Source organism: Weissella sp. LMG 11983 (assembly GCF_025908495.1).
In the GTDB taxonomy this organism is placed as follows: Bacteria; Bacillota; Bacilli; order Lactobacillales; family Lactobacillaceae; genus Weissella; species Weissella fermenti.
On record NZ_JAOZFD010000001.1, the window covers coordinates 716,697 to 735,552 of the forward strand.

The 18,856-nt window shown below is 45.4% G+C and carries 19 protein-coding genes, 4 pseudogenes and 2 other annotated features; of the genes and pseudogenes, 6 read left to right on the top strand and 17 right to left on the bottom strand.

From position 1 onward, the window contains the following. Positions 1-4: 4 nt before the first annotated feature. The 8 genes and pseudogenes from OIT45_RS03815 to OIT45_RS03850 all read right to left on the bottom strand — a co-directional run bounded on the left by OIT45_RS03815 (position 5) and on the right by OIT45_RS03850 (position 9,891). Positions 5-1,123, bottom strand: coding sequence for a vitamin B12 independent methionine synthase (locus OIT45_RS03815; RefSeq protein WP_264329930.1), 1,119 nt, complete (start codon positions 1,121-1,123; stop codon positions 5-7). Between the two features lie 210 nt (positions 1,124-1,333). Continuing rightward, positions 1,334-1,582, bottom strand: a binding site (T-box leader). A gap of 52 nt (positions 1,583-1,634) precedes the next feature. Continuing rightward, positions 1,635-2,405 (bottom strand): annotated as a pseudogene (locus OIT45_RS03820) (acetoin reductase). 143 nt (positions 2,406-2,548) lie between these two features. Then, on the bottom strand, positions 2,549-3,964 hold the full coding sequence (gene cysS, locus OIT45_RS03825; protein WP_199403808.1) for a cysteine--tRNA ligase: 1,416 nt from the start codon (positions 3,962-3,964) through the stop codon (positions 2,549-2,551). Positions 3,965-4,109: 145 nt separating this feature from the next. Beyond that, on the bottom strand, positions 4,110-4,631 hold the full coding sequence (locus OIT45_RS03830) for a hypothetical protein (RefSeq protein WP_199403809.1): 522 nt from the start codon (positions 4,629-4,631) through the stop codon (positions 4,110-4,112). After that, positions 4,631-5,041 carry a DUF4430 domain-containing protein gene (locus tag OIT45_RS03835; RefSeq protein ID WP_135797177.1) on the bottom strand — a complete coding sequence of 137 codons (411 nt, stop codon included), beginning with the start codon at positions 5,039-5,041 and terminating at the stop codon, positions 4,631-4,633. The genes OIT45_RS03830 and OIT45_RS03835 overlap by 1 nt, the downstream gene beginning before the upstream one ends. 15 nt (positions 5,042-5,056) lie before the next feature. Then, a complete protein-coding gene (gene nrdJ, locus OIT45_RS03840; RefSeq protein ID WP_264339878.1) occupies positions 5,057-7,234 on the bottom strand; it encodes a ribonucleoside-triphosphate reductase, adenosylcobalamin-dependent in 2,178 nt (725 codons plus the stop codon). A 338-nt stretch (positions 7,235-7,572) separates the two neighbouring features. Then, positions 7,573-8,397: an ammonia-dependent NAD(+) synthetase gene (nadE, locus tag OIT45_RS03845; RefSeq protein ID WP_264339879.1), complete on the bottom strand. Its 825-nt coding sequence runs from the start codon at positions 8,395-8,397 to the stop codon at positions 7,573-7,575. A gap of 10 nt (positions 8,398-8,407) precedes the next feature. Further along, a pseudogene (locus OIT45_RS03850) lies at positions 8,408-9,891 on the bottom strand (nicotinate phosphoribosyltransferase). Positions 9,892-10,054: 163 nt separating this feature from the next. On the opposite strand from OIT45_RS03850, the gene OIT45_RS03855 reads away from it, so the two are divergent. From OIT45_RS03855 to OIT45_RS03875, 6 genes are all read left to right on the top strand, one after another. Continuing rightward, positions 10,055-10,729, top strand: coding sequence for a YoaK family protein (locus tag OIT45_RS03855; protein ID WP_199403811.1), 675 nt, complete (start codon positions 10,055-10,057; stop codon positions 10,727-10,729). A 61-nt stretch (positions 10,730-10,790) separates the two neighbouring features. Further along, positions 10,791-11,057: a binding site (T-box leader), on the top strand. 121 nt (positions 11,058-11,178) lie between these two features. Next, positions 11,179-11,307, top strand: coding sequence for a hypothetical protein (locus OIT45_RS12625; protein ID WP_413743283.1), 129 nt, complete (start codon positions 11,179-11,181; stop codon positions 11,305-11,307). Further along, positions 11,279-12,010: a MetQ/NlpA family ABC transporter substrate-binding protein gene (locus tag OIT45_RS03860; RefSeq protein ID WP_413743284.1), complete on the top strand. Its 732-nt coding sequence runs from the start codon at positions 11,279-11,281 to the stop codon at positions 12,008-12,010. The genes OIT45_RS12625 and OIT45_RS03860 overlap by 29 nt, the downstream gene beginning before the upstream one ends. A 66-nt stretch (positions 12,011-12,076) precedes the next feature. Further along, positions 12,077-13,126 carry a methionine ABC transporter ATP-binding protein gene (locus tag OIT45_RS03865; protein WP_199403813.1) on the top strand — a complete coding sequence of 350 codons (1,050 nt, stop codon included), beginning with the start codon at positions 12,077-12,079 and terminating at the stop codon, positions 13,124-13,126. Beyond that, the gene (locus OIT45_RS03870) at positions 13,126-13,821 is read left to right on the top strand and encodes a methionine ABC transporter permease (RefSeq protein WP_004560236.1); all 696 of its coding nucleotides are present in this window, start codon (positions 13,126-13,128) and stop codon (positions 13,819-13,821) included. The genes OIT45_RS03865 and OIT45_RS03870 overlap by 1 nt, the downstream gene beginning before the upstream one ends. A 208-nt stretch (positions 13,822-14,029) precedes the next feature. Next, a complete protein-coding gene (locus OIT45_RS03875) occupies positions 14,030-14,653 on the top strand; it encodes a CPBP family intramembrane glutamic endopeptidase (protein ID WP_199403814.1) in 624 nt (207 codons plus the stop codon). A gap of 32 nt (positions 14,654-14,685) precedes the next feature. Here the strand turns inward: OIT45_RS03875 and OIT45_RS03880 are convergent. The 9 genes and pseudogenes from OIT45_RS03880 to infA form a co-directional block, all read right to left on the bottom strand. Then, a pseudogene (locus OIT45_RS03880) lies at positions 14,686-15,559 on the bottom strand (SPFH domain-containing protein). Then, complete coding sequence (locus OIT45_RS03885) at positions 15,546-15,755, bottom strand: hypothetical protein (protein WP_199403815.1); 210 nt, start codon at positions 15,753-15,755, stop codon at positions 15,546-15,548. The pseudogene OIT45_RS03880 and the gene OIT45_RS03885 overlap by 14 nt, the downstream one beginning before the upstream one ends. A 1-nt stretch (position 15,756) precedes the next feature. Beyond that, entirely contained in the window at positions 15,757-15,957 is a 201-nt protein-coding gene (locus tag OIT45_RS03890; protein ID WP_199403816.1) for a hypothetical protein, read from the bottom strand. 243 nt (positions 15,958-16,200) lie between these two features. Continuing rightward, positions 16,201-16,587 (bottom strand): 50S ribosomal protein L17, encoded by a 387-nt coding sequence (gene rplQ / locus OIT45_RS03895; RefSeq protein ID WP_004560241.1) that lies wholly within the window; start codon positions 16,585-16,587, stop codon positions 16,201-16,203. A gap of 38 nt (positions 16,588-16,625) precedes the next feature. Beyond that, positions 16,626-17,570 carry a DNA-directed RNA polymerase subunit alpha gene (locus OIT45_RS03900; protein ID WP_199403817.1) on the bottom strand — a complete coding sequence of 315 codons (945 nt, stop codon included), beginning with the start codon at positions 17,568-17,570 and terminating at the stop codon, positions 16,626-16,628. 51 nt (positions 17,571-17,621) lie between these two features. Next, the gene (rpsK, locus tag OIT45_RS03905) at positions 17,622-18,008 is read right to left on the bottom strand and encodes a 30S ribosomal protein S11 (RefSeq protein WP_004560243.1); all 387 of its coding nucleotides are present in this window, start codon (positions 18,006-18,008) and stop codon (positions 17,622-17,624) included. A 34-nt stretch (positions 18,009-18,042) separates the two neighbouring features. Then, the gene (gene rpsM / locus OIT45_RS03910) at positions 18,043-18,408 is read right to left on the bottom strand and encodes a 30S ribosomal protein S13 (RefSeq protein WP_004560244.1); all 366 of its coding nucleotides are present in this window, start codon (positions 18,406-18,408) and stop codon (positions 18,043-18,045) included. A 51-nt stretch (positions 18,409-18,459) separates the two neighbouring features. Then, positions 18,460-18,579 (bottom strand): 50S ribosomal protein L36, encoded by a 120-nt coding sequence (gene rpmJ / locus OIT45_RS03915; RefSeq protein WP_004560245.1) that lies wholly within the window; start codon positions 18,577-18,579, stop codon positions 18,460-18,462. Between the two features lie 33 nt (positions 18,580-18,612). After that, a pseudogene (gene infA / locus OIT45_RS03920) lies at positions 18,613-18,829 on the bottom strand (translation initiation factor IF-1). Between the last annotated feature and the right edge of the window lie 27 nt (positions 18,830-18,856).

The following is an 18,856-nucleotide window of genomic DNA, read 5'->3' on the forward strand; positions in this document are numbered from 1 at the left end:
TCGCCTACCCCCAAACTTCATCCGCAATGTGCTTGATGAATGATAACTTCGTCCACTCTTCTTGTTCCGTCAACGCGTTTCCCTCTTCCGTTGAGGCAAAGCCACACTGCGTCGATAGTGCTAAGTTTTCTAGTGGCACTAACTTCGCTGCCACGGCGATGCGATTCTTAATTGCCTCGGCCGACTCAAGCTTAGGAGACTTACTTGTCACCAAGCCCAACACAATCGTGACGTCTTCGCGACCTTGCCAGATTTCAGGCAACGGCTCAAAGTCACCTGAGCGGGCATCATCGTACTCCAAGAAGTAGGTGTCATAATGCAATTGGCCAAGGTACTTTGCTACTGGCGCATAACCACCTTCGAATAGATACGTTGACTTGAAGTTACCTCGGCAAATGTGCGTTGAGATTTTAAAATCTTCTGGCAAGCCATCCAACGACTTGTTAATGACGTAAACGCTGTCTGTCGCAATCTTTTCATACTTAGCACGCTCAGCCGAATCATTCTTAAACTCGTTCAACTTGCTAATCAAGAAGGCCCAGGTCGTATCATCTAGTTGGACATAACGACTACCTAAATCGTAATAGTGTTGCAAGGTATCGTGGTACGCTTGCGCCAAATCATCCAAGTAAGCTTCCCATGTGTCATAAAACTCTAAGGCCCGGTCTGAACGACCATCGCGGAAGAGCAACGTTGGCGCTGGAATCGTTGACTTAGGTTCAGTCCCTTCTGGCGCAACTGACTTCAGGTAGGCGAAGTCTTCAAAGAATGGGTGTTCTGGGTTAAAAGCAATCTTGCCAGTCAATTGGACGTTATCCGTTCGCGTTTTTTCGCCGTGGAATTTGTATAAATCTTCCTGTGTGTAGCGCTCAACACCGGTAAGGCCCCACAAAAAGTCGAGGTGCCACCATGAACGAGCAAACTCACCATCCGTGACATCCTGCAGTCCGACTTCATGTTGGTGAACCACCAAGTCATGAATTTCGTCATGTTGCACTTGAATAAGCGTTTCGTGGTCGATTGTCCCAGCTGCATAATCTGCGCGAGCTTGCTTCAATGCTGCTGGACGTAGATATGATCCAACTTGGTCAAAGTGATAACGTACCTTAGTTTCTACTGTCATAATGTTTAATCTCCTGTTGTTTAAAACTCAATCTGTCGTAACTGTCATTTTGTCTGGCCCACCGCCAGTTCCAAAAATCACATTCGACTTTGACCAAGCCCCTCACCAACAAAAAGACATCGGTGAGCGGTGACACATAGATATTGCATCGTCCCTTCCTCACTTTCTTCAACTATCCGTAAACAAAAAAACGTCCCGCAGCTACTACAGCTGCGGGACGTTTTCACGTGTTACCACCCGGGTTCAATGGTCCACAAAAATAGGAACCATCCTCTTTCAGTACGGTCGTATACCGACGATACCTAAGCGCGATAACGGGCGCACCCGAGTGACGCTAACACTTTGCTCACGTCATTAAGACTCCAAGACCATTTTCCAATTCGCGCGTCCGTTAATTCACACCAACCATTAACTCTCTGGGCGACGCTTGAAAAGTACTTATCTCTTCCTAGTCGATGTTTGTATCTTAAAACTAAAATTAGAAAACGTCAATAGTTTTATTAAAAATAAATTAGAGAAATTCCATACCGCCATCAACCATGATAGATTGACCAGTAATATACGCGGCTGCTGGTGACGCAAACCAAGCCACAACTTCGGCAACATCTGCCGGAGTCGCTTCTCGTCCCAAGGCAATTTCAGTTAAAACGTTTGCTTGTTGTTCAGGCACCGTCACCTGCTTAATCGCCGCCGTTCGCTCATCAATCGCATCCCGCAATGGCGTGCGTACTACGCCGGGGTTATAGGCGTTAACTGTAATTTGATCCGCCGCTAATTCCTTAGCAGCCGATTGTGTTAAGCCACGAATACCAAACTTTGATGCCGAATAGGCGCTTTGTAACGCTGATGCCTCCACACCAGCCAGCGAGGCAGCGTTCACAATGCGCCCACCATGTCCTTGTTGCTTAAAGCGCGTCGCCGCGGCTTAAATCCCCCAGTAAGTGCCCTTTAGATTCACATCAAGAATCCGTTCAACATCAACCGGATCAGCATCAACAAACGCATCAATCACTGCAATCCCGGCATTATTCACATACACAGCCAACTCACCTAAGTCAGAAACTGCCTGGTCAACCAGTTGGAACACCTCATCCCGGTGCGCCACATCAACCTGATAAAACTTAGCTTCATAGCCTTCCTCAACCAGTGCGTGGGCAACTTCTTCTCCAGTAACGGTATTGATGTCCGCAACACCAATCGCAAAACCATCTTTTGCCAATCGGAAGGCGATACTTTCACCAATTCCTTGACCAGCACCTGTTACAATCGCCAATTTCGTCATAATAAATCCCCCCCTCTTCATGCGTACACAATAACCCTACCCACGCAAAAGTTCAATAGTTTTATTAAAAAACAATTAGAGAAACAGCGTCAAAAAAACAGCCGCCTAGCATAGAGCCAAGCGACTGTTCGAAAAACTATTAATTATGCACGACGCCAGCGTGTTCCTTGTGGCGTATCTTCTAGGATAATGCCACGAGCCGCCAACTCGTCACGAATTTCATCTGAACGAGCAAAGTTTGACGTCTCACGGGCAGCATCACGTTCCTTGATCAATGCATCAACATCTGCATCCAACAAAGGCGCTTGCTCCAAACCATCAACACCGAACACGTTCATCAAGTCCTTGATTTGCTTCAAGACAAAGTTGACCGTGTCAGTCTTTACTTCTTCAGCTTGTGAGTACAAGTTTGCCAATTCAATCAACTCGTAAACCGCCGTCATAGCGTTTTGTGCGTTGAAGTCATCGTCCATGGCCTCGACAAAAGCATCAACCTTTTCTTGTGCCTTTGCTTCGATATCTGCATCTGCACCTTCAACTGCTGATCCCAAACGGAATTGCAAGTTGCGGTAACCAGTACGGATACGCTCCAAGTTACGGGCAGCCAAGTCCATGTTCTTTTGTGAGTATGCAATTGGACGACGGTATTGCGTCGTTGCCATGAAGAAACGCAAAACCATTGGATCATCGATTTGTTGCAACAATTCGTGAACAGTCGTGAAGTTACCCAATGACTTTGACATCTTTTCGTTTTCGTCACCAACCGTAACGAACCCGTTGTGCAACCACTTCTCAACGAACTTCTCACCAGTGTGAGCTTCAGTTTGTGCAATTTCGTTCGTGTGGTGTGGGAAAGCCAAGTCAATTCCACCACCGTGGATATCCAAGTGGTTTCCCAAGTACTTCGTTGACATCACTGAGCACTCGATGTGCCATCCAGGACGTCCCTTACCCCAAGGTGAGTTCCAAGCAATGGCACCATCGCCGTTCTCACCCTTCCAGACAGCAAAGTCCATTGGGTCTTCCTTACGTGCCAATTCGCCGTCATCCAAACGACCAGCAGCGTTAGATTCCATCTCAGCCAAATCTTGGTGAGCCAAAATTCCGTAACCCTTGAACTTCTTAGCACGGAAGTAAACGTCACCTTCAGACTCGTAAGCATAGCCCTTCTTAATCAAGTCCTCAACGAACTCGATAATCTCAGGAATGTGCTCAGTTGCACGAGGGCGAACAGTTGCAGGCTTGATATTCAATGGTGCTGTATCTTCGTTGAAGGCATCGATGTACTTGTCGGCCAATTCAGGAACCGTAATTCCTTGCTCAGCGGCGGCAGCAATCATCTTGTCATCGACGTCAGTGAAGTTAGAAACATAGTTAACTTCGTATCCGCGGTACTCGAAGTAGCGACGGATGGTGTCAAATGCAATCGCAGAACGTGCGTTACCGATGTGGATGTAGTTGTAGACAGTGGGTCCGCAAACGTACATGTTGATCGTCTTCTCGTTGATGGGCTTGAAATCTTCCTTTTGCAAGCTCATCGTGTTGAACGTCTTCATCATTGTGATTTACCCCTTTTAGTTTGTATAAGCCAATGGTAACATGACGGCAAAAAATCCCTAAACAATATGCTTACAATTAGGTGAACAGTGGGTAATTGAATTATCATATTCTCCTAATGTATCACACTTATTTTAGCATAGTAAGTCAAGTTTTTTGCGGTATTTTTTGATACATCAACAGTATCCTAGAAAACGGATGAAATAGCGCCATGACGCACATAAACGTGGTAACACAATGAGCAAAATCGAACGATAATCCGGCCAACCAATAACTCCAAATTGCGGGCCAATTAAATCTACCAAATAAGAATGGCGCTTGCAAAATTGTCGTCCAAAAACCGTAAGTCAAACAGAAGCCTAGGCCAACAATCAATGCCATGCTTTTTTCATCAGCAACATGCCGACTACCACTGGTAATCAATACCAAACCGGCATACAAAATCAGTTGCACCATCACCACCGGGTGCATCCCCAACAACAATCCAGTTAAAATCACGGCTAGACTTGTTGCCGGCAAGGCGATGCGCCAGCCAAAATACCAAGCAACAAGAATGACCAAAGCCGTGAACGGGGTCACGTTTGGCCATGGATGCACGAACAGGCGCGCGACAACCATCACGGCCGTCAACACGCCTGTCATCGCCACCCAATGTAGCGTTTTTGTCATTAGAACTGCTTCAACTCAAAGGTAATACGATCGCCGGAATGCAACTTCAAATCAGCGGGCGCTTCACTGGTTTGCTTTCCATTTACCGTATAAACCCAGTATTGGTTCTTCACTTGATTTTGGGCACGACCATCAATTTCAGTGATAAACCCATCGGCCGTCACCGACATCTTTGGCTCACGCTTCTCGTTTTGAGCCAAATCCAAAAGCGTTTCGCCCTTTTTTAACGTCACTTTGAACGTCTTCTCTTTATCATCATGCTTAACAACCATTGTCACATGACGTTCTGTCTTTGCTTGCGTTGTTTGGGCATCTGTTCGACTTTGCCAATGTTGCATGCCAAACAGTGTCGCACCAATAATCAAAACTAGCGCAATCAACAACATCAAAACTTTATTAATCACTCGCATCTCTCTGCTCCTGCGTTACTTAATTGGGCATGCACCCGTCTCACAATCACTTGAATCAACCAAGTCCATCAACTTATCTTCACTGTGTAGCGCTTCGTAAACCGCTTGCACATCACCGAATACTGATACTGAACGTTCAGCATAATCTTCCGCTGAAATTGGCTCCTTTGGCGCTTGCGCAAAGCCGTGCCCTGAGTAAGGTAACATTGACGTTGACTTAATTTGTGGGGCGTATTGGCGCAACATCTTGGCCAACAGTGGCTTCTCATCCTCTTGGAACGTAATCGTGCAGCTAACTGAATTGTCAGCCCAGTACTTTTGCAAGAAGGCTTGGTTCGCCAATTGCTCGGCAACACTAACTTCACCCGCTGACTTAAAGCCAGGATAATCAGCTGAAGCAGCCTTAACTGGGAACTCCACAACCATTGTGTTTTCTGAGTATACATCTGGCTCGATGTGGTAACGAGCTGCTTGCAACGCCTTCAACAACGGATCCGTATCTTGGAAACGAATGCGTTGAATCAAGTGGTCAGCGTAGTTAAAGTGCATCCCTTCTGAAACACCCGTCAACTTTGAAACCGTACCTGATGGCTTAACCGTTGTGCACTTCACTGATGGGTTGCAGTGCAACGTTGCTGAGTATTGTGCATCAGCTTCCTTAACCGCTTGGTACAAACGGTCAACTTCATTAATCAACTCTTGGTTGTAGATTGGCGTGTCCCCATCCCAGCCCGTCACAACAGGGGCACCGAATGACGTCAAAACCCAATCTTGGATACCTGACAAAGACACCCCGATACGTCGGTTCTCGTTAATGATTTGACGTGAAATCTCCCAATCATATGGGCTAAATGTCACACGCTTTGCAAAGCGGGCTCCCAATGCAACGATACGGGCAGGATCAAAACCTTGTTCCATCGCAACGTTCGGGAATACCTCAAACAAATTGCAGGCTTCACCATTAGCCAAAGAAATCTCACCACATGGGTTCGTTCCTTCAACATCTGCATCAATGCCTGGTTGCTCATCTGCCAAACGGCCGTAGTTACGCAACAAATCCAAGTTAACAACCCCAGGCTCACCATTTTCAGCAATGGCTGCGGCGATGTCATCGTATTCAGCTGTGTCATCAGCCGTTACGAAAACAGAATTGTTAGATGCCCAACGGTGGTGGTAGAGCTTTTCTTTGTCTTGCTTCATCGCAACGAAGGCCGCATCATCGGCATCCCCAAGCGCGATTTCTGCAGAACGACGCACACCACCAGAAACAACTGTCTTACCAATCAAGTTGGCGATGTCCGTGCAGTCAACTGATGACAAGTGCTCACCCAACGTGTCGTTCAACAAGTCGTTCACATCTTGAATCAATTCAATCAACGGCGCTGGACCAGAAGCAACACCACCAAAGCCCTTGATCTTAGCCCCCTTAGCACGGATAGCTGAAATATCATAAACCACCGCGCGCTTCATATCTTGACGGAAGTGGCGATCAATCAAATCAGCCGTCATCAATACCCAACCTTCACGCGTATCAGGCACTGTCACAACATCGGCGTCCCCAACCATAATTTCAGTTGCGTTATCAGCACCAGCAATACGAGCCTCTTCATAAGCATCAGCTTCAGGGTTGATCACGATAGTTGCATCAACTGTTTGGGCAACTGCCGGCATTTGCGCGACGTTCTTTTGTGTCACAGAAACACCAACACCGCCACCCTTCATCAATTGGTCGAACAAGAAAGCAAATGGCATTGAGGCCATGATTTCTTGCTTATCTGCATATGGTGGCACGATGTGACTCTCACCGTATGCTTGTGGGCGCATTGCCACAAACCAGCAGTTGTTCAACGCATCCCCGTGCGCCTCTTGATACGGCGTACCTGAGATCCACAAGTTACGACCAGATGGCGTTGCAGACAATGAGTAAATCGCACGGAACAACTCTTCGGCTTCGATTTGTAGCGCATCAATATCCGCAACTGATGCTGTCCCTTCTTGCAAACGTGGATCCAAGTTGATGTTTCCTTCGATTACACGCTTAACCGTCTCATGCCATTCTTCCGTACGGCCCGCTGCATCATTCCAACGTGCATACGTACGCTTGTAGGTTACCCAGCCCAACGTTCCCCAGTGTGGCTTAATGTTCGCAATTGTTTCGGCAACAAACGCGTCTGATAACTTAATAGACCCCATTTCCAATACCCCTTTTCAGTAACAATTCGTTAGTATACGAACGTTTCCAATTGTTTGTTGTGTTTATTATCGGAAAAATAAATACAAACGTCAAATGAATATTTATTCCTAACTATTAGTGAATGACGATTAAAAAACACTGATATGGTATTGTTTAATTAATTTATATACAAATTTTTGGTCGTAAATTTATTCCTATACATTCGTAACCAACAACCTAACGTTCTGTTACATTAGGGTTTTATCATTTTAACGATTGTCAAAATATACACAATACATTTTTATTACAAAAAAGACCTGTTTCCCAGCAGGAAACAGGTCTCAATTCGTATAACGTTTTACTTCCACCACTCATCGAAAACAGTGACTGGTGATTGGCGCTTGTGCTCAGTTGTCGTAAACAACTTCTCGATTTGGATGGCATCCTTTTCAGCGACATCCTTACCTTCTAGGTAGTCATCGATTGCATCGTAAGTAACACCCAAAGCTACTTCGTCAGGCAACGCTGGACGGTCTTCTTCCAAATCAGCCGTTGGCGTCTTTTGGTACAAGTGTTCAGGCGCACCCAAGTAAGCCAATATTTGACGTCCTTGGCGCTTGTTCAAACGGTACAATGGCGTGATATCAGCCGCACCATCACCAAACTTTGTGTAGAAACCAGCCAACGCTTCAGCTGCGTGGTCAGTTCCAACAACAACACCATGCATAGCTCCAGCAACACCGTATTGCGCGATCATACGCTCACGGGCCTTGATGTTACCCTTGTTAAAGTCTGACACCGTAACACCTGCTGCTTCAAGTTGCTTGACCACACCTTGAACAGAGTCTTCGATGTTTACACGAATTGTTTGGTCAGCTTGTTGCCAAGCAATTGAATCCAAGGCATCTTGCTCATCAGCTTGGGCGTTGTATGGCAAACGCATGGCTACAAACTTGTAGTCCGCATCCCCAGTCTCAGCACGCAACTCTTCAGCTGCGGTTTGTGACATCTTACCAGCAAGCGTTAAATCTTGACCACCTGAAATTCCCAAAACCAGCGTCTTCATCCCAGTTTTCTTAAGGTAAGCCTTCAACAATTCCACTGAACGACGGAATTCCGTTTCAGGGTCAATGGTTGCTTGGACACCCAACGTATCAATAATCTTCTTTTGCAAATCACGCATGATGACGCTCCTAATTCTCTTCGTATTCTTTTGCGACTTCAGAGACGTATTCACGGAGCTCCTTAATCAAATTCATCTTGTGATCCCAAGCGGCTTGTGACAAGTCGACTGGGTATTCTTGTGGGTTCAAATCACGACGGTACTCAGACCATAGTGATTCGATGTGCTCAGCTGTGTAATCACGAATATCATTCAAAGCTGGCAAGTCATAGACCAGTTCACCATCCACAAACACATCTTGCAAGATTGGACGGGCTGTATAATCAACAACCGTCTTATTCAAGTAAGGATAGTTTGGGTGGAACATGTACAAACCATCTGGCAACTCACGTGGATCTTCATCCCAAAGAGCCACGTAATCGCCTTGTGACTTTCCGTCTGAGTTACGCGTAATGCGCCAAACTTGCTTCTTACCAGGATTTGAAATCTTTTCAGCCGTTCCTGAAATCTTGATGGTATCCACCATTTCACCGTTTTCGTTTTCGACTGAAACAACCTTATAAACACCGCCCAATGCAGGTTGGTCATAAGCCGTAATCAACTTTGTCCCGATACCCCAAGTGTCAATCTTAGCCCCTTGCAGCTTCAAACTCGTAATTGTTTCTTCGTCCAGGTCGTTAGATGCCACAATCTTGGCATCTGGGAAGCCGGCTTCATCAAGCATCTTGCGGACACCCTTTGAAACGTAAGCCAAGTCACCCGAATCAATGCGGACCCCGATAAAGTTAATCTTGTCGCCCATTTCCTTGGCAACACGGATTGCTGATGGCACACCTGAACGCAATGTATCATACGTATCCACTAGGAATACGACGTCCTTGTGCGTCTCGGCATATGCCTTAAAGGCCTCGTAATCATTACGGTAAACTTGCACCAAACTGTGGGCATGCGTACCAGAGATTGGAATACCAAATAGCTTACCGGCACGCACGTTTGACGTTGCGTTAAAGCCACCGATATAAGCAGCACGTGTTCCCCATAGGGCCGCGTCCATTTCTTGGGCACGACGAGTTCCGAATTCCATCAGCGTTTGATCACCAACAACCGAACGGATACGAGAGGCCTTCGTGGCAATCAACGTTTGGTAGTTAACGATGTTCAATAGTGGCGTTTCCACAAGTTGCGCATCAAAAACGCTTCCCTCAACTTGCAAGATTGGCTCATTGTGAAGACAACTTCACCTTCGCGTGGTGCACGAACCGTCGCCTTAAAACGCCAATCCTTCAGGTAGTCCATGAAGTCTTCATCAAACTCACCTGTTTCACGTAGGTATGCGATGTCACTTTCTGAAAAATGAAGTCCCTTCAAGTATTCAACCAAACGCTCCAGTCCGGCGAAAACCGCGTAACCATTTTTAAAAGGCATCTTGCGGAAGTACATTTCGTAAACTGCCTTGCGTTCATGAATGCCCTTCTTAAAATACGTTTGCATCATTGATAGTTGGTAAGCATCTGTGTGCAATGCCAAACTGTCATCCGGAAATGCCATTGTCATGACGTTCGTCTCCCTAACTTTCGTAAGTATATATGCCCTATATTTTACCACAATTCACGTCCCTAAACGCCAGCACACTTTTTTAGCACTGCTCGAAAGTAAGTTGTATACTGATATTTGGAATTATTTAATTTTAATATGTAGAAAGCTGGTGAATTTGTTCATGGCAGAACAAAAGTTTCCTTATAAGGAGTCTCTCCGTGTAGGTATGTTGCTAGCCGGTACAGCCGGTTACATCGACTCATATACCTTCGCCTTTCACGATAACCGCTTTGCAAGTTTCCAAAGTGGTAACCTATTGCAACTTGGTATTAACGTTGCGTCTGGTAAGTGGCATGCAGCTAGTTTGTTTTTCTGGCCAGTTATTGCCTTCTTCGTCGGCGCAATTTTGAACCAAATCATCAAGAAGGCTTCATTCAAGAATGAAGTGCAATGGGAAGAACGTTCAGTCTTCATCGAGTTGCTTGGCGTTCTATTCGTCGCCTTCCTTGAGCTAGCCCGCGTGAACTCATTGATTGTACTAAGTGTCTTGGCAATCTTCATGGCCATGCAAGCGGATACCTTCAGCAAGTTGCGTGGTATGCCTTACGCAACGGTTTTGAGTACTGGTAACTTGAAGACGTTCGGTGCCACATTGGCAAATGGCTTCTTGAATCACGATAAGTCACAATTCGTGAAAACGCGTAACGTTGGTTTGGTTATCGCCTCATTTTTGGGGGCAGCAATCATTGCCCACTTCCTTGGTTTGATGATTGGTGACTACACATTATTCGGTGCGCCAATCCTATTGGCCTTCGTTTGGTTCTTCGTTCGTCAAGACCGTTTGGAAACAAAGTAACTTTTCCTGTTGACACGTTTCTCAGAATCAGTTAATATACAAATCAAGCATTTTATAAGTTTTAAACAAGTTGAGCAGGAAAGTAAGTTACCTGAAGCATCAAAGAGAGACAACGTTCGGTGTGAGTTGTTATGTGGATTGTATCTGAAAATGGCCTGTGATTGGCGTTGGTGAGCAGCAAGTCTGTAAGCTGGCGACGGATTGGTCTACGTTACAAGACACACGAATTGGCAAAGCATCATCTCGCTCACTGCCCGCTCGTTGTTAAGGTCTGGAGTGGCAACGCTCCAGATGAAGTAGAATGGTAACACGAAGACTCGTTTCTATTTGATCATCAATTTATTTGAATGGTCACATGGAAACGAGTTTTTTCTTTTTCTACTCACCTGTTTGAGACTTACACATTATTGAAATGGGACATGAACTTTAATTATTTGGGAGATTTATTTATGAACAAGGTATTTAAGACTGGTGTTGCGGTAGCTGCCGCAGCGTTGACTGCATCTGTTGTTTTGCCTGCTACAGCTGTTTCAGCTGATTTCAAAGACTGTGACGGTTGGTATCGTCGGAACGTCTGACAAGGGCGTTTGGGAAGAAGTTGCTAAGACAGCTAAGAAGAAGTACGGCATCACAATTAAGACAAAGGTCTTCACGGACTACAACCAACCTAACAAGGCTGTTGCTGATGGTTCATTGGACTTGAACTCATTCCAACACTACTACTTCTTGGAAAACTGGAACAAGTCAAACAAAAACTCAGTTAAGGCAATTGGTAAGACTTTCATCACACCAATCCGTTTGTACTCAGAAAAGTACAAGTCAGTGAAGAAGTTCAAGAAGGGTGACGCAATCGCCGTTCCTAACGACGCAACTAACGAAGCGCGTGCATTGACGTTGTTGCAATCAGCTGGTTTGATTACCTTGAAGAAGGGCGTTGATATGCCAACGGTCAAGGATATCAAGACGAACAAGTTGGACTTGGACATCAAGGAAGTGGCCGCTGACCAAACACCTTCATCATTGAAGTCAGTTGATGGTGCGGTTATCAACACGAACTACGCGCAACAAGCGAAGTTGAAGTTGAGCTCAGCTATCTACGTTGAGCCGGTTAACAAGGATTCAAAGAAGTGGATCAACGTCATCGCAGCTTCTAAGAAGAACGCTAACAAGAAGATCTACAAGCAAGTTGTTAAGGCTTACCAAACAAAGGCCACTAAGAACTACTTGAAGAAGACTTGGGGTCAAGCTGAAATTCCAGCATGGGACATCACATTGAAGTAATCAACTTCACCCCCCACCGCTTTCACGAGCGGTGATACATATTGAGATTAATAAGGAGAGATTTTAATGGCTGTTATTCAACTAACTGATGTCAACGTGACATTTAAGCAAAAGAATCGAGAAATTGTGGCGGTTCAAAACGAATCAATCACAATTGAAAAAGGTGATATCTACGGAATTGTTGGTTATTCTGGGGCTGGTAAGTCAACGCTAGTGCGTACGATTAACTTGTTACAACGCCCTACTTCAGGTTCTGTTTTGGTGAACGGAACTGAAATGACGACGTTGACGCCAGCACAATTGCGTGATGAGCGTAAGAAGATTGGGATGATTTTCCAACACTTCAACTTAATGAGCGAATTGACAGTATTCGGTAACGTTGCCCAACCATTGAAGCACTCTGACCTATCAAAGGCTGAGAAGGCCGCTAAGGTTAATGAATTGCTTGAGTTGGTTGGTTTGGCTGACCGCGCTGAGAACTACCCTTCTCAACTTTCTGGTGGTCAAAAGCAACGTGTTGCCATCGCACGTGCCTTGGCTAACGACCCTGAAATTTTAATTTCTGACGAAGCAACCTCAGCTTTGGATCCTAAGACGACCAACCAAATTTTGGCGTTGTTGAAGCAATTGAACCAAGAACTTGGTTTGACCATCGTTTTGATCACGCACGAAATGCAGGCCGTTAAGGAAGCTGCTAACAAGGTTGCTGTGATGGAAAATGGTGCCATTATCGAACGCGGTTCATTGCTTGAAATCTTCACGAACCCACAAAAGCAATTGACGAAGGACTTCATTAACACGGCCACGAACCGTGACGAAGCGCTTGAAAAGGTTAATGAGCTTTTGGCTGAGCAACCATTGTCAGCTGATGAAGAGCTTTTGCAAATCGATTACGTTGGTGCTGATACGGCACAACCATTGCTATCAACGATTTACGCCGACTACGGTGTCACAACAAACTTGTTGTACTCAAACATGGAGATCTTGACGAAGACGCCGGTTGGCTTGGCCATCGCTATCTTCAAGGGAACTGATTCACAACGTGCGACAGCTAAGGCAAGCTTTGCTGATCACGGTGTTAAGATTGTCGAACTTGCTAAGGGAGGACAAAACTAATGATTCACTGGATTGAAACGACATTTCCAAATGTTTATCAACTTGGCTGGAGTGGTGACTACGGCTGGGGAATTGCCATCTGGCAAACTATTTACATGACCATCGGTTCAGCCTTCTTCGGTGGCTTGCTTGGGCTTGCTTTCGGAACTGGTTTGGTTCTAACGACTGAAAACGGTATTACGCCGAACCGTACCGTATTCCAAATCTTGGATAAGGTCGTCTCTGTCGGCCGTGCCATTCCATTTATCATCATGGTGGTGGCCTTTTCACCTTTGACGCAATTAATCGTTGGTACCACAATCGGTACGACGGCCGCCCTTGTACCATTGTCATTGGGTGTCTTCCCATTCTACGCTCGCCAAGTGCAAGTCGCTTTGTTGGGTGTTGATGCTGGTAAGGTTGAAGCCGCTCGCTCATTCGGTGCCACGAACTGGGACATCATTACTGACGTTTACCTACGCGAAGGTCGTTCAGAATTGATTCGTGTCTCAACGGTTACATTGATTAGCTTGGTTGGTTTGACAGCCATGGCTGGTGCTATCGGTGCCGGTGGACTTGGAACAACTGCTATCGTGACTGGTTACCAACGTTTCCAAAACGACGTTATGTGGTTGGCAACCATCATCATCTTGCTCCTTATCGTGTTGATCCAATTCGTTGGTGACTTCTTCGCTAAGCGTGCACATCACGGATAATATGAACTTAGCCTGGCTTCATTCATTGAGGCCAGGCTTTTTTCGTGTAATATTGTCCCTTCTACATGTACAATAAGTGAAGTTAAATCCGTAAAGAAAGGTGGCTCATATTTTGAAATTCATCGCATTTTTAAAGTGGCTCGTCTGGCTCATCCTTGGTTTTTTCATTAGTGGTTTGATTGATATTTTGATCGACAAAAGCAATCTCATGACCAAGCTATTTGGCAACCTCGGTACAACAATCGGGGCACAAATTAACGACATCTGGTGGTTCCTACCACTTATCCTGTTAAATATGATTTTGTTCCACTACGCCATCGGCTGGTGGGGTACCAAAGCTGCCCTAGCCTGGTTACTCTTATTGCCATACTTGTTCTACGCGGTTATCAGCACCATCGCCCAGGGGATTACCTGGAATACAACAGCCGTCGTTTATCTGATTGGCGCTTTGGTAGTTGGGTTGACTGAGGAATACATCTTCCGGGGTGCTTTGTTTGCAGCTTTCAGTAAAGCTGGCGTTGGTGATACAGCACTTATCGTCGTCTCAGCCGTCATCTTCGCCGCATTCCACATGGTAAATGGTCTTGCAGGTGGCAACTTAATCGCCCTAGTATTCCAAGTACTATTTACATTTGGACTAGGTATTTTCCTCGGGGTCATCTATCTAAAGACAAAGGCGCTACTACCAATTGCATTCGCACACGGTTTCTACGACTTTTCAGTCCTAGCACCAGGTCATGCCTTGTTTAACATGGGTGGTATTACCAACATTCTTATTTTAACAATTGCACTTATTATTCTCGGGGTTGTTTACCAGAAGAAATTTGCATAACAAAAGGCAGCTCAACCGAGCTGCCTTTTCGTTTACTTTTGATTTGTGTTTAGAAGCTGTCCAGCGACCTTTAGTTCACCAAGAGCATCAATAGCTGTATTCGGTACGATAACCGTGTTAGCAGGGCTCTTAGCAACGTCTCTGAACGCGTCAATGTTTTGAGCGACCAAGTAATTTGCATCAACCGTACTCAAAATATCATTTGCCTTTTGGATACGATATGCCTCAGCATCTGCCGCCAAACGTACAGCCTTGGCATTAGCTTCAGCTGTTGAAACCAAGGCATCGTTCTGCGCCTTCGTCGTCAGCTCGATTGAACGCGCCTCACCTTCGGCACGCGCAATCGCGGCTTCACGTTCACGCGTGGCATTGATTTGCTTATTCATTGAATTCTTGAATTTCAGGCGTTGGTTGAATGGTATCAATATTAATACGATCAACATTAACACCATAAGCATCCGTAATTGAACCAAGTTCCTTGCTTAGCGCTGCGTTAATACGCTCTGTGCCATTCAAGACTTCCTTCAAATCCATCGTACCAATAATGCCTCGCAAATGTGCACGTGATTGTTGCACCATCGACTTTACTGAGTCCGCGTTCTCAAACGTAAACTTGTATGGATCCGTTACGTGATAGTTCAATGACAATGAAATAATAACTTCAGCGTTATCACGTGAGATGACACTTTGCTCGCTCAGACGCAAGGGTACTTGGGCCAAGTCAACACGATCAACGCGCGTGATGAATGGCATCACAACGTGCAAACCAGGCTGAATTTGACGTTGATACTTACCAAGCACTGATACCATACCCACCATGTTCTGTGGAATGATGCGAATACCAGTAAACACCACAAACGCCAATATAATCAGCAACAATACGATTAACACACTAAATAAGATCATCATTATCCCCCATTTCAACCAACATAACCTTATTACCTATTACATCATCAATTATAACAGTATCGCCCATACTAAACTTAGACGGATTGTTCACTTGATAATAAATACCGTTTATTTTTAGCATACCATCCGTATAATTATCATCTGACAAGGTAATAATTTCTTGCTTAAGGCGATTATCGAAATTATAAGCCATGTTAGTTATTACGCTGCAACTTCTCAAGCGCGACTGTGCCTTCTGAAACACCTGTTACGCGAACAGAATCACCAATCTGTAACCCATCAAAACAACGGTATGGATAACGTTGTCCCTTAATCCAAACCTTGTCAGACGTCAAACTCCCCGGCGTCAAATGGAATGTCATATTTAAAATGTTATCATCCGTATGTGCGTTCATAATATATTCCCCCTTTAATATCACTAAGTTTACATACATTATAGACACATCACTCACCAAGGTAAACAAAAAGCCTTTATATCGGACCAGCCGACATAAAGGCAAAAGTATACAAAAAAACCTCACACATTACTGGTGCGACACAAGTGCCATTCAACCTAGACTTGGCTTAAAGCCACCATCGTAGCGGTTTATACCATGTAACATGAGAGATTTCATTGTTTTATTAATTAACCAATGAAATTAGTCAACCAATTCCAAGATAACCATTGGTGCAGCGTCTCCACGACGTTGTACCGTCTTCAAGATACGAGTGTAACCACCCGCACGGCCCTCAAAGCGAGGTGCAACATCGTTGAACAAGTGTTGCAAAGCCGTTTCTACCTTAACCTTGTTATCTTCAGTCGTTTGTACGTCTGCAACAACGTTACGTACGAAAGCAGCGGCCTTACGGCGTGAAGCCAAGTCACCACGCTTACCCAACGTAATCATCTTCTCTGCAGTACGACGAACTTCCTTAGCGCGGGCTTCTGTCGTTTGAATGCGACCGTTGATCAACAAAGCAGTCGTCAAATCACGCAACATAGCCTTACGTTGTGAGCTAGTACGTCCCAACTTGCGGTATCCCATGAGTATGTCCTCCTTTACTTGGAATTCTATCGTTTAATCTAATCTTCCTTGTGGAACCCTAAACCGAGCACTGCCAGCTTTTCCTGGATTTCGTCAAGTGATTTCCGACCGAGGTTTCGTACAGACATCATTTGAGTCTCTGTACGCTCCGTCAACTCTTGTACAGAGTTGATCCCGGCCCTTTTGAGACAATTATAAGAACGAACTGACAAGTCCAACTCTTCAATAGGAGTGTCGGCATGCTTGCTAGTTGGTACTTCTTCCTTGTCTACCATCACTTGTGTGTTAACCGCGCGTTCTGACAATTCAACAAATGAGTTCAAGTGGTCTGACATGATACGAGCTGCCAATGAAATAGCTTCAGTAGCAGTCAATGATCCATCAGTCCAGATGTCCAAAGTCAACTTGTCAAAGTCATCACGTTGTCCCACACGAGTGTTCTCAACTTGATAGTTTACGCGTTCGATTGGGGTAAAGATTGAATCAATTGCTAGAACGCCAATTGGCATTTCTTCATGCAATTCCTTATTCTGGTCCGCTGACACATAACCACGTCCGCGTTCTGCAGACAAAGTCATGTGCAACGTAGCCCCAGCCGCAACAGTGGCAATGTGAAGATCCTTGTTCAAGATCTCTACATCACTATCTCCAGCGATGTCGCCGGCCGTCACAGTAGCGGGACCGGTTACGTTAACTTCGAGCGTCTTCGCTTCATCACTATCGATGCGCATTGAAACCTTCTTGAGGTTCAAGATGATTTGCGTTACATCTTCAACGACACCTTCGACCGTTGAAAACTCATGCAAAACGCCATCAATTTGTACTGAATTGATTGCCGCACCAGGCAATGAAGACAACAATACACGGCGTAGGGAGTTACCCAAAGTAGTTCCGTAACCACGTTCAAGCGGCTCAACCACAAACTTACCGTAATTGCTATCCTCTTCAACCAGCGTAATCTTTGGGTTTTCGAATTCAAGCATACTGTTTGTTACCCCTTTCAAAGCATTGTGTGAACTAGTTGCAACTGGCAATTAGACACGACGACGCTTTGGTGGACGTGAACCGTTGTGTGGTACAGGAGTAACGTCCTTAATTGACGTAACTTCCAAACCAGCAGCGGCCAACGCACGGATAGCGGCTTCACGACCTGAACCAGGTCCCTTAACAGTGACCTCAACAGTCTTCATGCCGTTTTCCATAGCACCCTTGGCAGCAGCCTCAGCAGCCATTTGCGCAGCAAATGGCGTTGACTTACGGCTACCCTTAAATCCAAGAGAACCAGCTGATGACCAAGCAACGGCGTTACCTTGAACGTCCGTGATCATCACAATCGTGTTGTTGAACGTTGCGTGGATGTGTGCAACACCTGACTCAATATTCTTCTTTACACGACGCTTACGATTAGTACGACCTGCCATAATCAAGTAATCTCCTTTCTTTACAAATTAAGAATTACTTCTTCTTACCTGCAATTGCAACAGCTGGGCCCTTACGCGTACGGGCATTGTTCTTCGTGTTTTGACCACGAACAGGCAAGCCCTTACGGTGACGGATACCACGGTATGATGCAATTTCTTGCAATGCCTTGATGTTCAATGAAATTTCGCGACGCAAGTCACCTTCCACCTTGATACCGTCTACGACGGCACGGATGGCGTCCTCTTGGTCGGGCGTCAAATCACGAACACGTACGTCTTCAGAAACCTTAGCTTCTTCCAACACCTTCTTGGCAGTTGCGTTACCGATTCCATATACATATGTCAATGCGATCACGACACGCTTGTCGCGAGGCAAATCAACACCAGCAATACGAGCCATTACGATTACCTCCTATATAAGATTTAAAAAGTTTTTGTGTCAAAATGCAAATTATGCACCTTGGCGTTGCTTGTGCTTAGGGTTTGCTGAGCAAATCACCATCACACGACCGTTACGCTTGATAACCTTGCAGTTATCGCACATAGGCTTAACAGATGGACGAACCTTCATGGTATTTACCTCCCTTGGATTTTTTATGGTTGACTACTTAAAGCGGTACGTAATACGTCCCTTAGTCAAATCATATGGCGACATTTCAACCGTCACACGATCACCAGGCAAAATGCGGATAAAGTTCTTACGAATTCTTCCCTGACACGTGAGCTAGAATGGCGGCGCCGTTTTCCAATTCAACGGTAAACATGGCATTTGGCAAAGTTTCCTTTACCACACCAGAAATTTCAATAACATCGTTGGCCACGTTGCTGCCTCCTTAGTTGTGACATTG

Excerpts from the sequence above, each read along its gene's own strand:
- OIT45_RS03830 (WP_199403809.1), bottom strand. The coding sequence starts at position 4,631 with ATGACAAAAACGCTACATTGGGTGGCGATGACAGGCGTGTTGACGGCC.
- rplQ (WP_004560241.1), bottom strand. The coding sequence starts at position 16,587 with ATGGGATACCGCAAGTTGGGACGTACTAGCTCACAACGTAAGGCTATG.
- OIT45_RS03875 (WP_199403814.1), top strand. The coding sequence starts at position 14,030 with ATGACCAAGCTATTTGGCAACCTCGGTACAACAATCGGGGCACAAATT.
- OIT45_RS03835 (WP_135797177.1), bottom strand. The coding sequence starts at position 5,041 with ATGCGAGTGATTAATAAAGTTTTGATGTTGTTGATTGCGCTAGTTTTG.
- OIT45_RS03870 (WP_004560236.1), top strand. The coding sequence starts at position 13,126 with ATGATTCACTGGATTGAAACGACATTTCCAAATGTTTATCAACTTGGC.
- nadE (WP_264339879.1), bottom strand. The coding sequence starts at position 8,397 with ATGCGTGATTTGCAAAAGAAGATTATTGATACGTTGGGTGTCCAAGCA.
- OIT45_RS03890 (WP_199403816.1), bottom strand. The coding sequence starts at position 15,957 with ATGAACGCACATACGGATGATAACATTTTAAATATGACATTCCATTTG.
- cysS (WP_199403808.1), bottom strand. The coding sequence starts at position 3,964 with ATGATGAAGACGTTCAACACGATGAGCTTGCAAAAGGAAGATTTCAAG.
- OIT45_RS03885 (WP_199403815.1), bottom strand. The coding sequence starts at position 15,755 with ATGGCTTATAATTTCGATAATCGCCTTAAGCAAGAAATTATTACCTTG.
- OIT45_RS12625 (WP_413743283.1), top strand. The coding sequence starts at position 11,179 with ATGAACAAGGTATTTAAGACTGGTGTTGCGGTAGCTGCCGCAGCGTTG.
- rpsK (WP_004560243.1), bottom strand. The coding sequence starts at position 18,008 with ATGGCAGGTCGTACTAATCGTAAGCGTCGTGTAAAGAAGAATATTGAG.
- nrdJ (WP_264339878.1), bottom strand. The coding sequence starts at position 7,234 with ATGGGGTCTATTAAGTTATCAGACGCGTTTGTTGCCGAAACAATTGCG.
- OIT45_RS03865 (WP_199403813.1), top strand. The coding sequence starts at position 12,077 with ATGGCTGTTATTCAACTAACTGATGTCAACGTGACATTTAAGCAAAAG.
- rpmJ (WP_004560245.1), bottom strand. The coding sequence starts at position 18,579 with ATGAAGGTTCGTCCATCTGTTAAGCCTATGTGCGATAACTGCAAGGTT.
- OIT45_RS03815 (WP_264329930.1), bottom strand. The coding sequence starts at position 1,123 with ATGACAGTAGAAACTAAGGTACGTTATCACTTTGACCAAGTTGGATCA.
- rpsM (WP_004560244.1), bottom strand. The coding sequence starts at position 18,408 with ATGGCTCGTATTGCTGGTGTTGATTTGCCTCGCGACAAGCGTGTCGTG.
- OIT45_RS03855 (WP_199403811.1), top strand. The coding sequence starts at position 10,055 with ATGGCAGAACAAAAGTTTCCTTATAAGGAGTCTCTCCGTGTAGGTATG.
- OIT45_RS03900 (WP_199403817.1), bottom strand. The coding sequence starts at position 17,570 with ATGCTTGAATTCGAAAACCCAAAGATTACGCTGGTTGAAGAGGATAGC.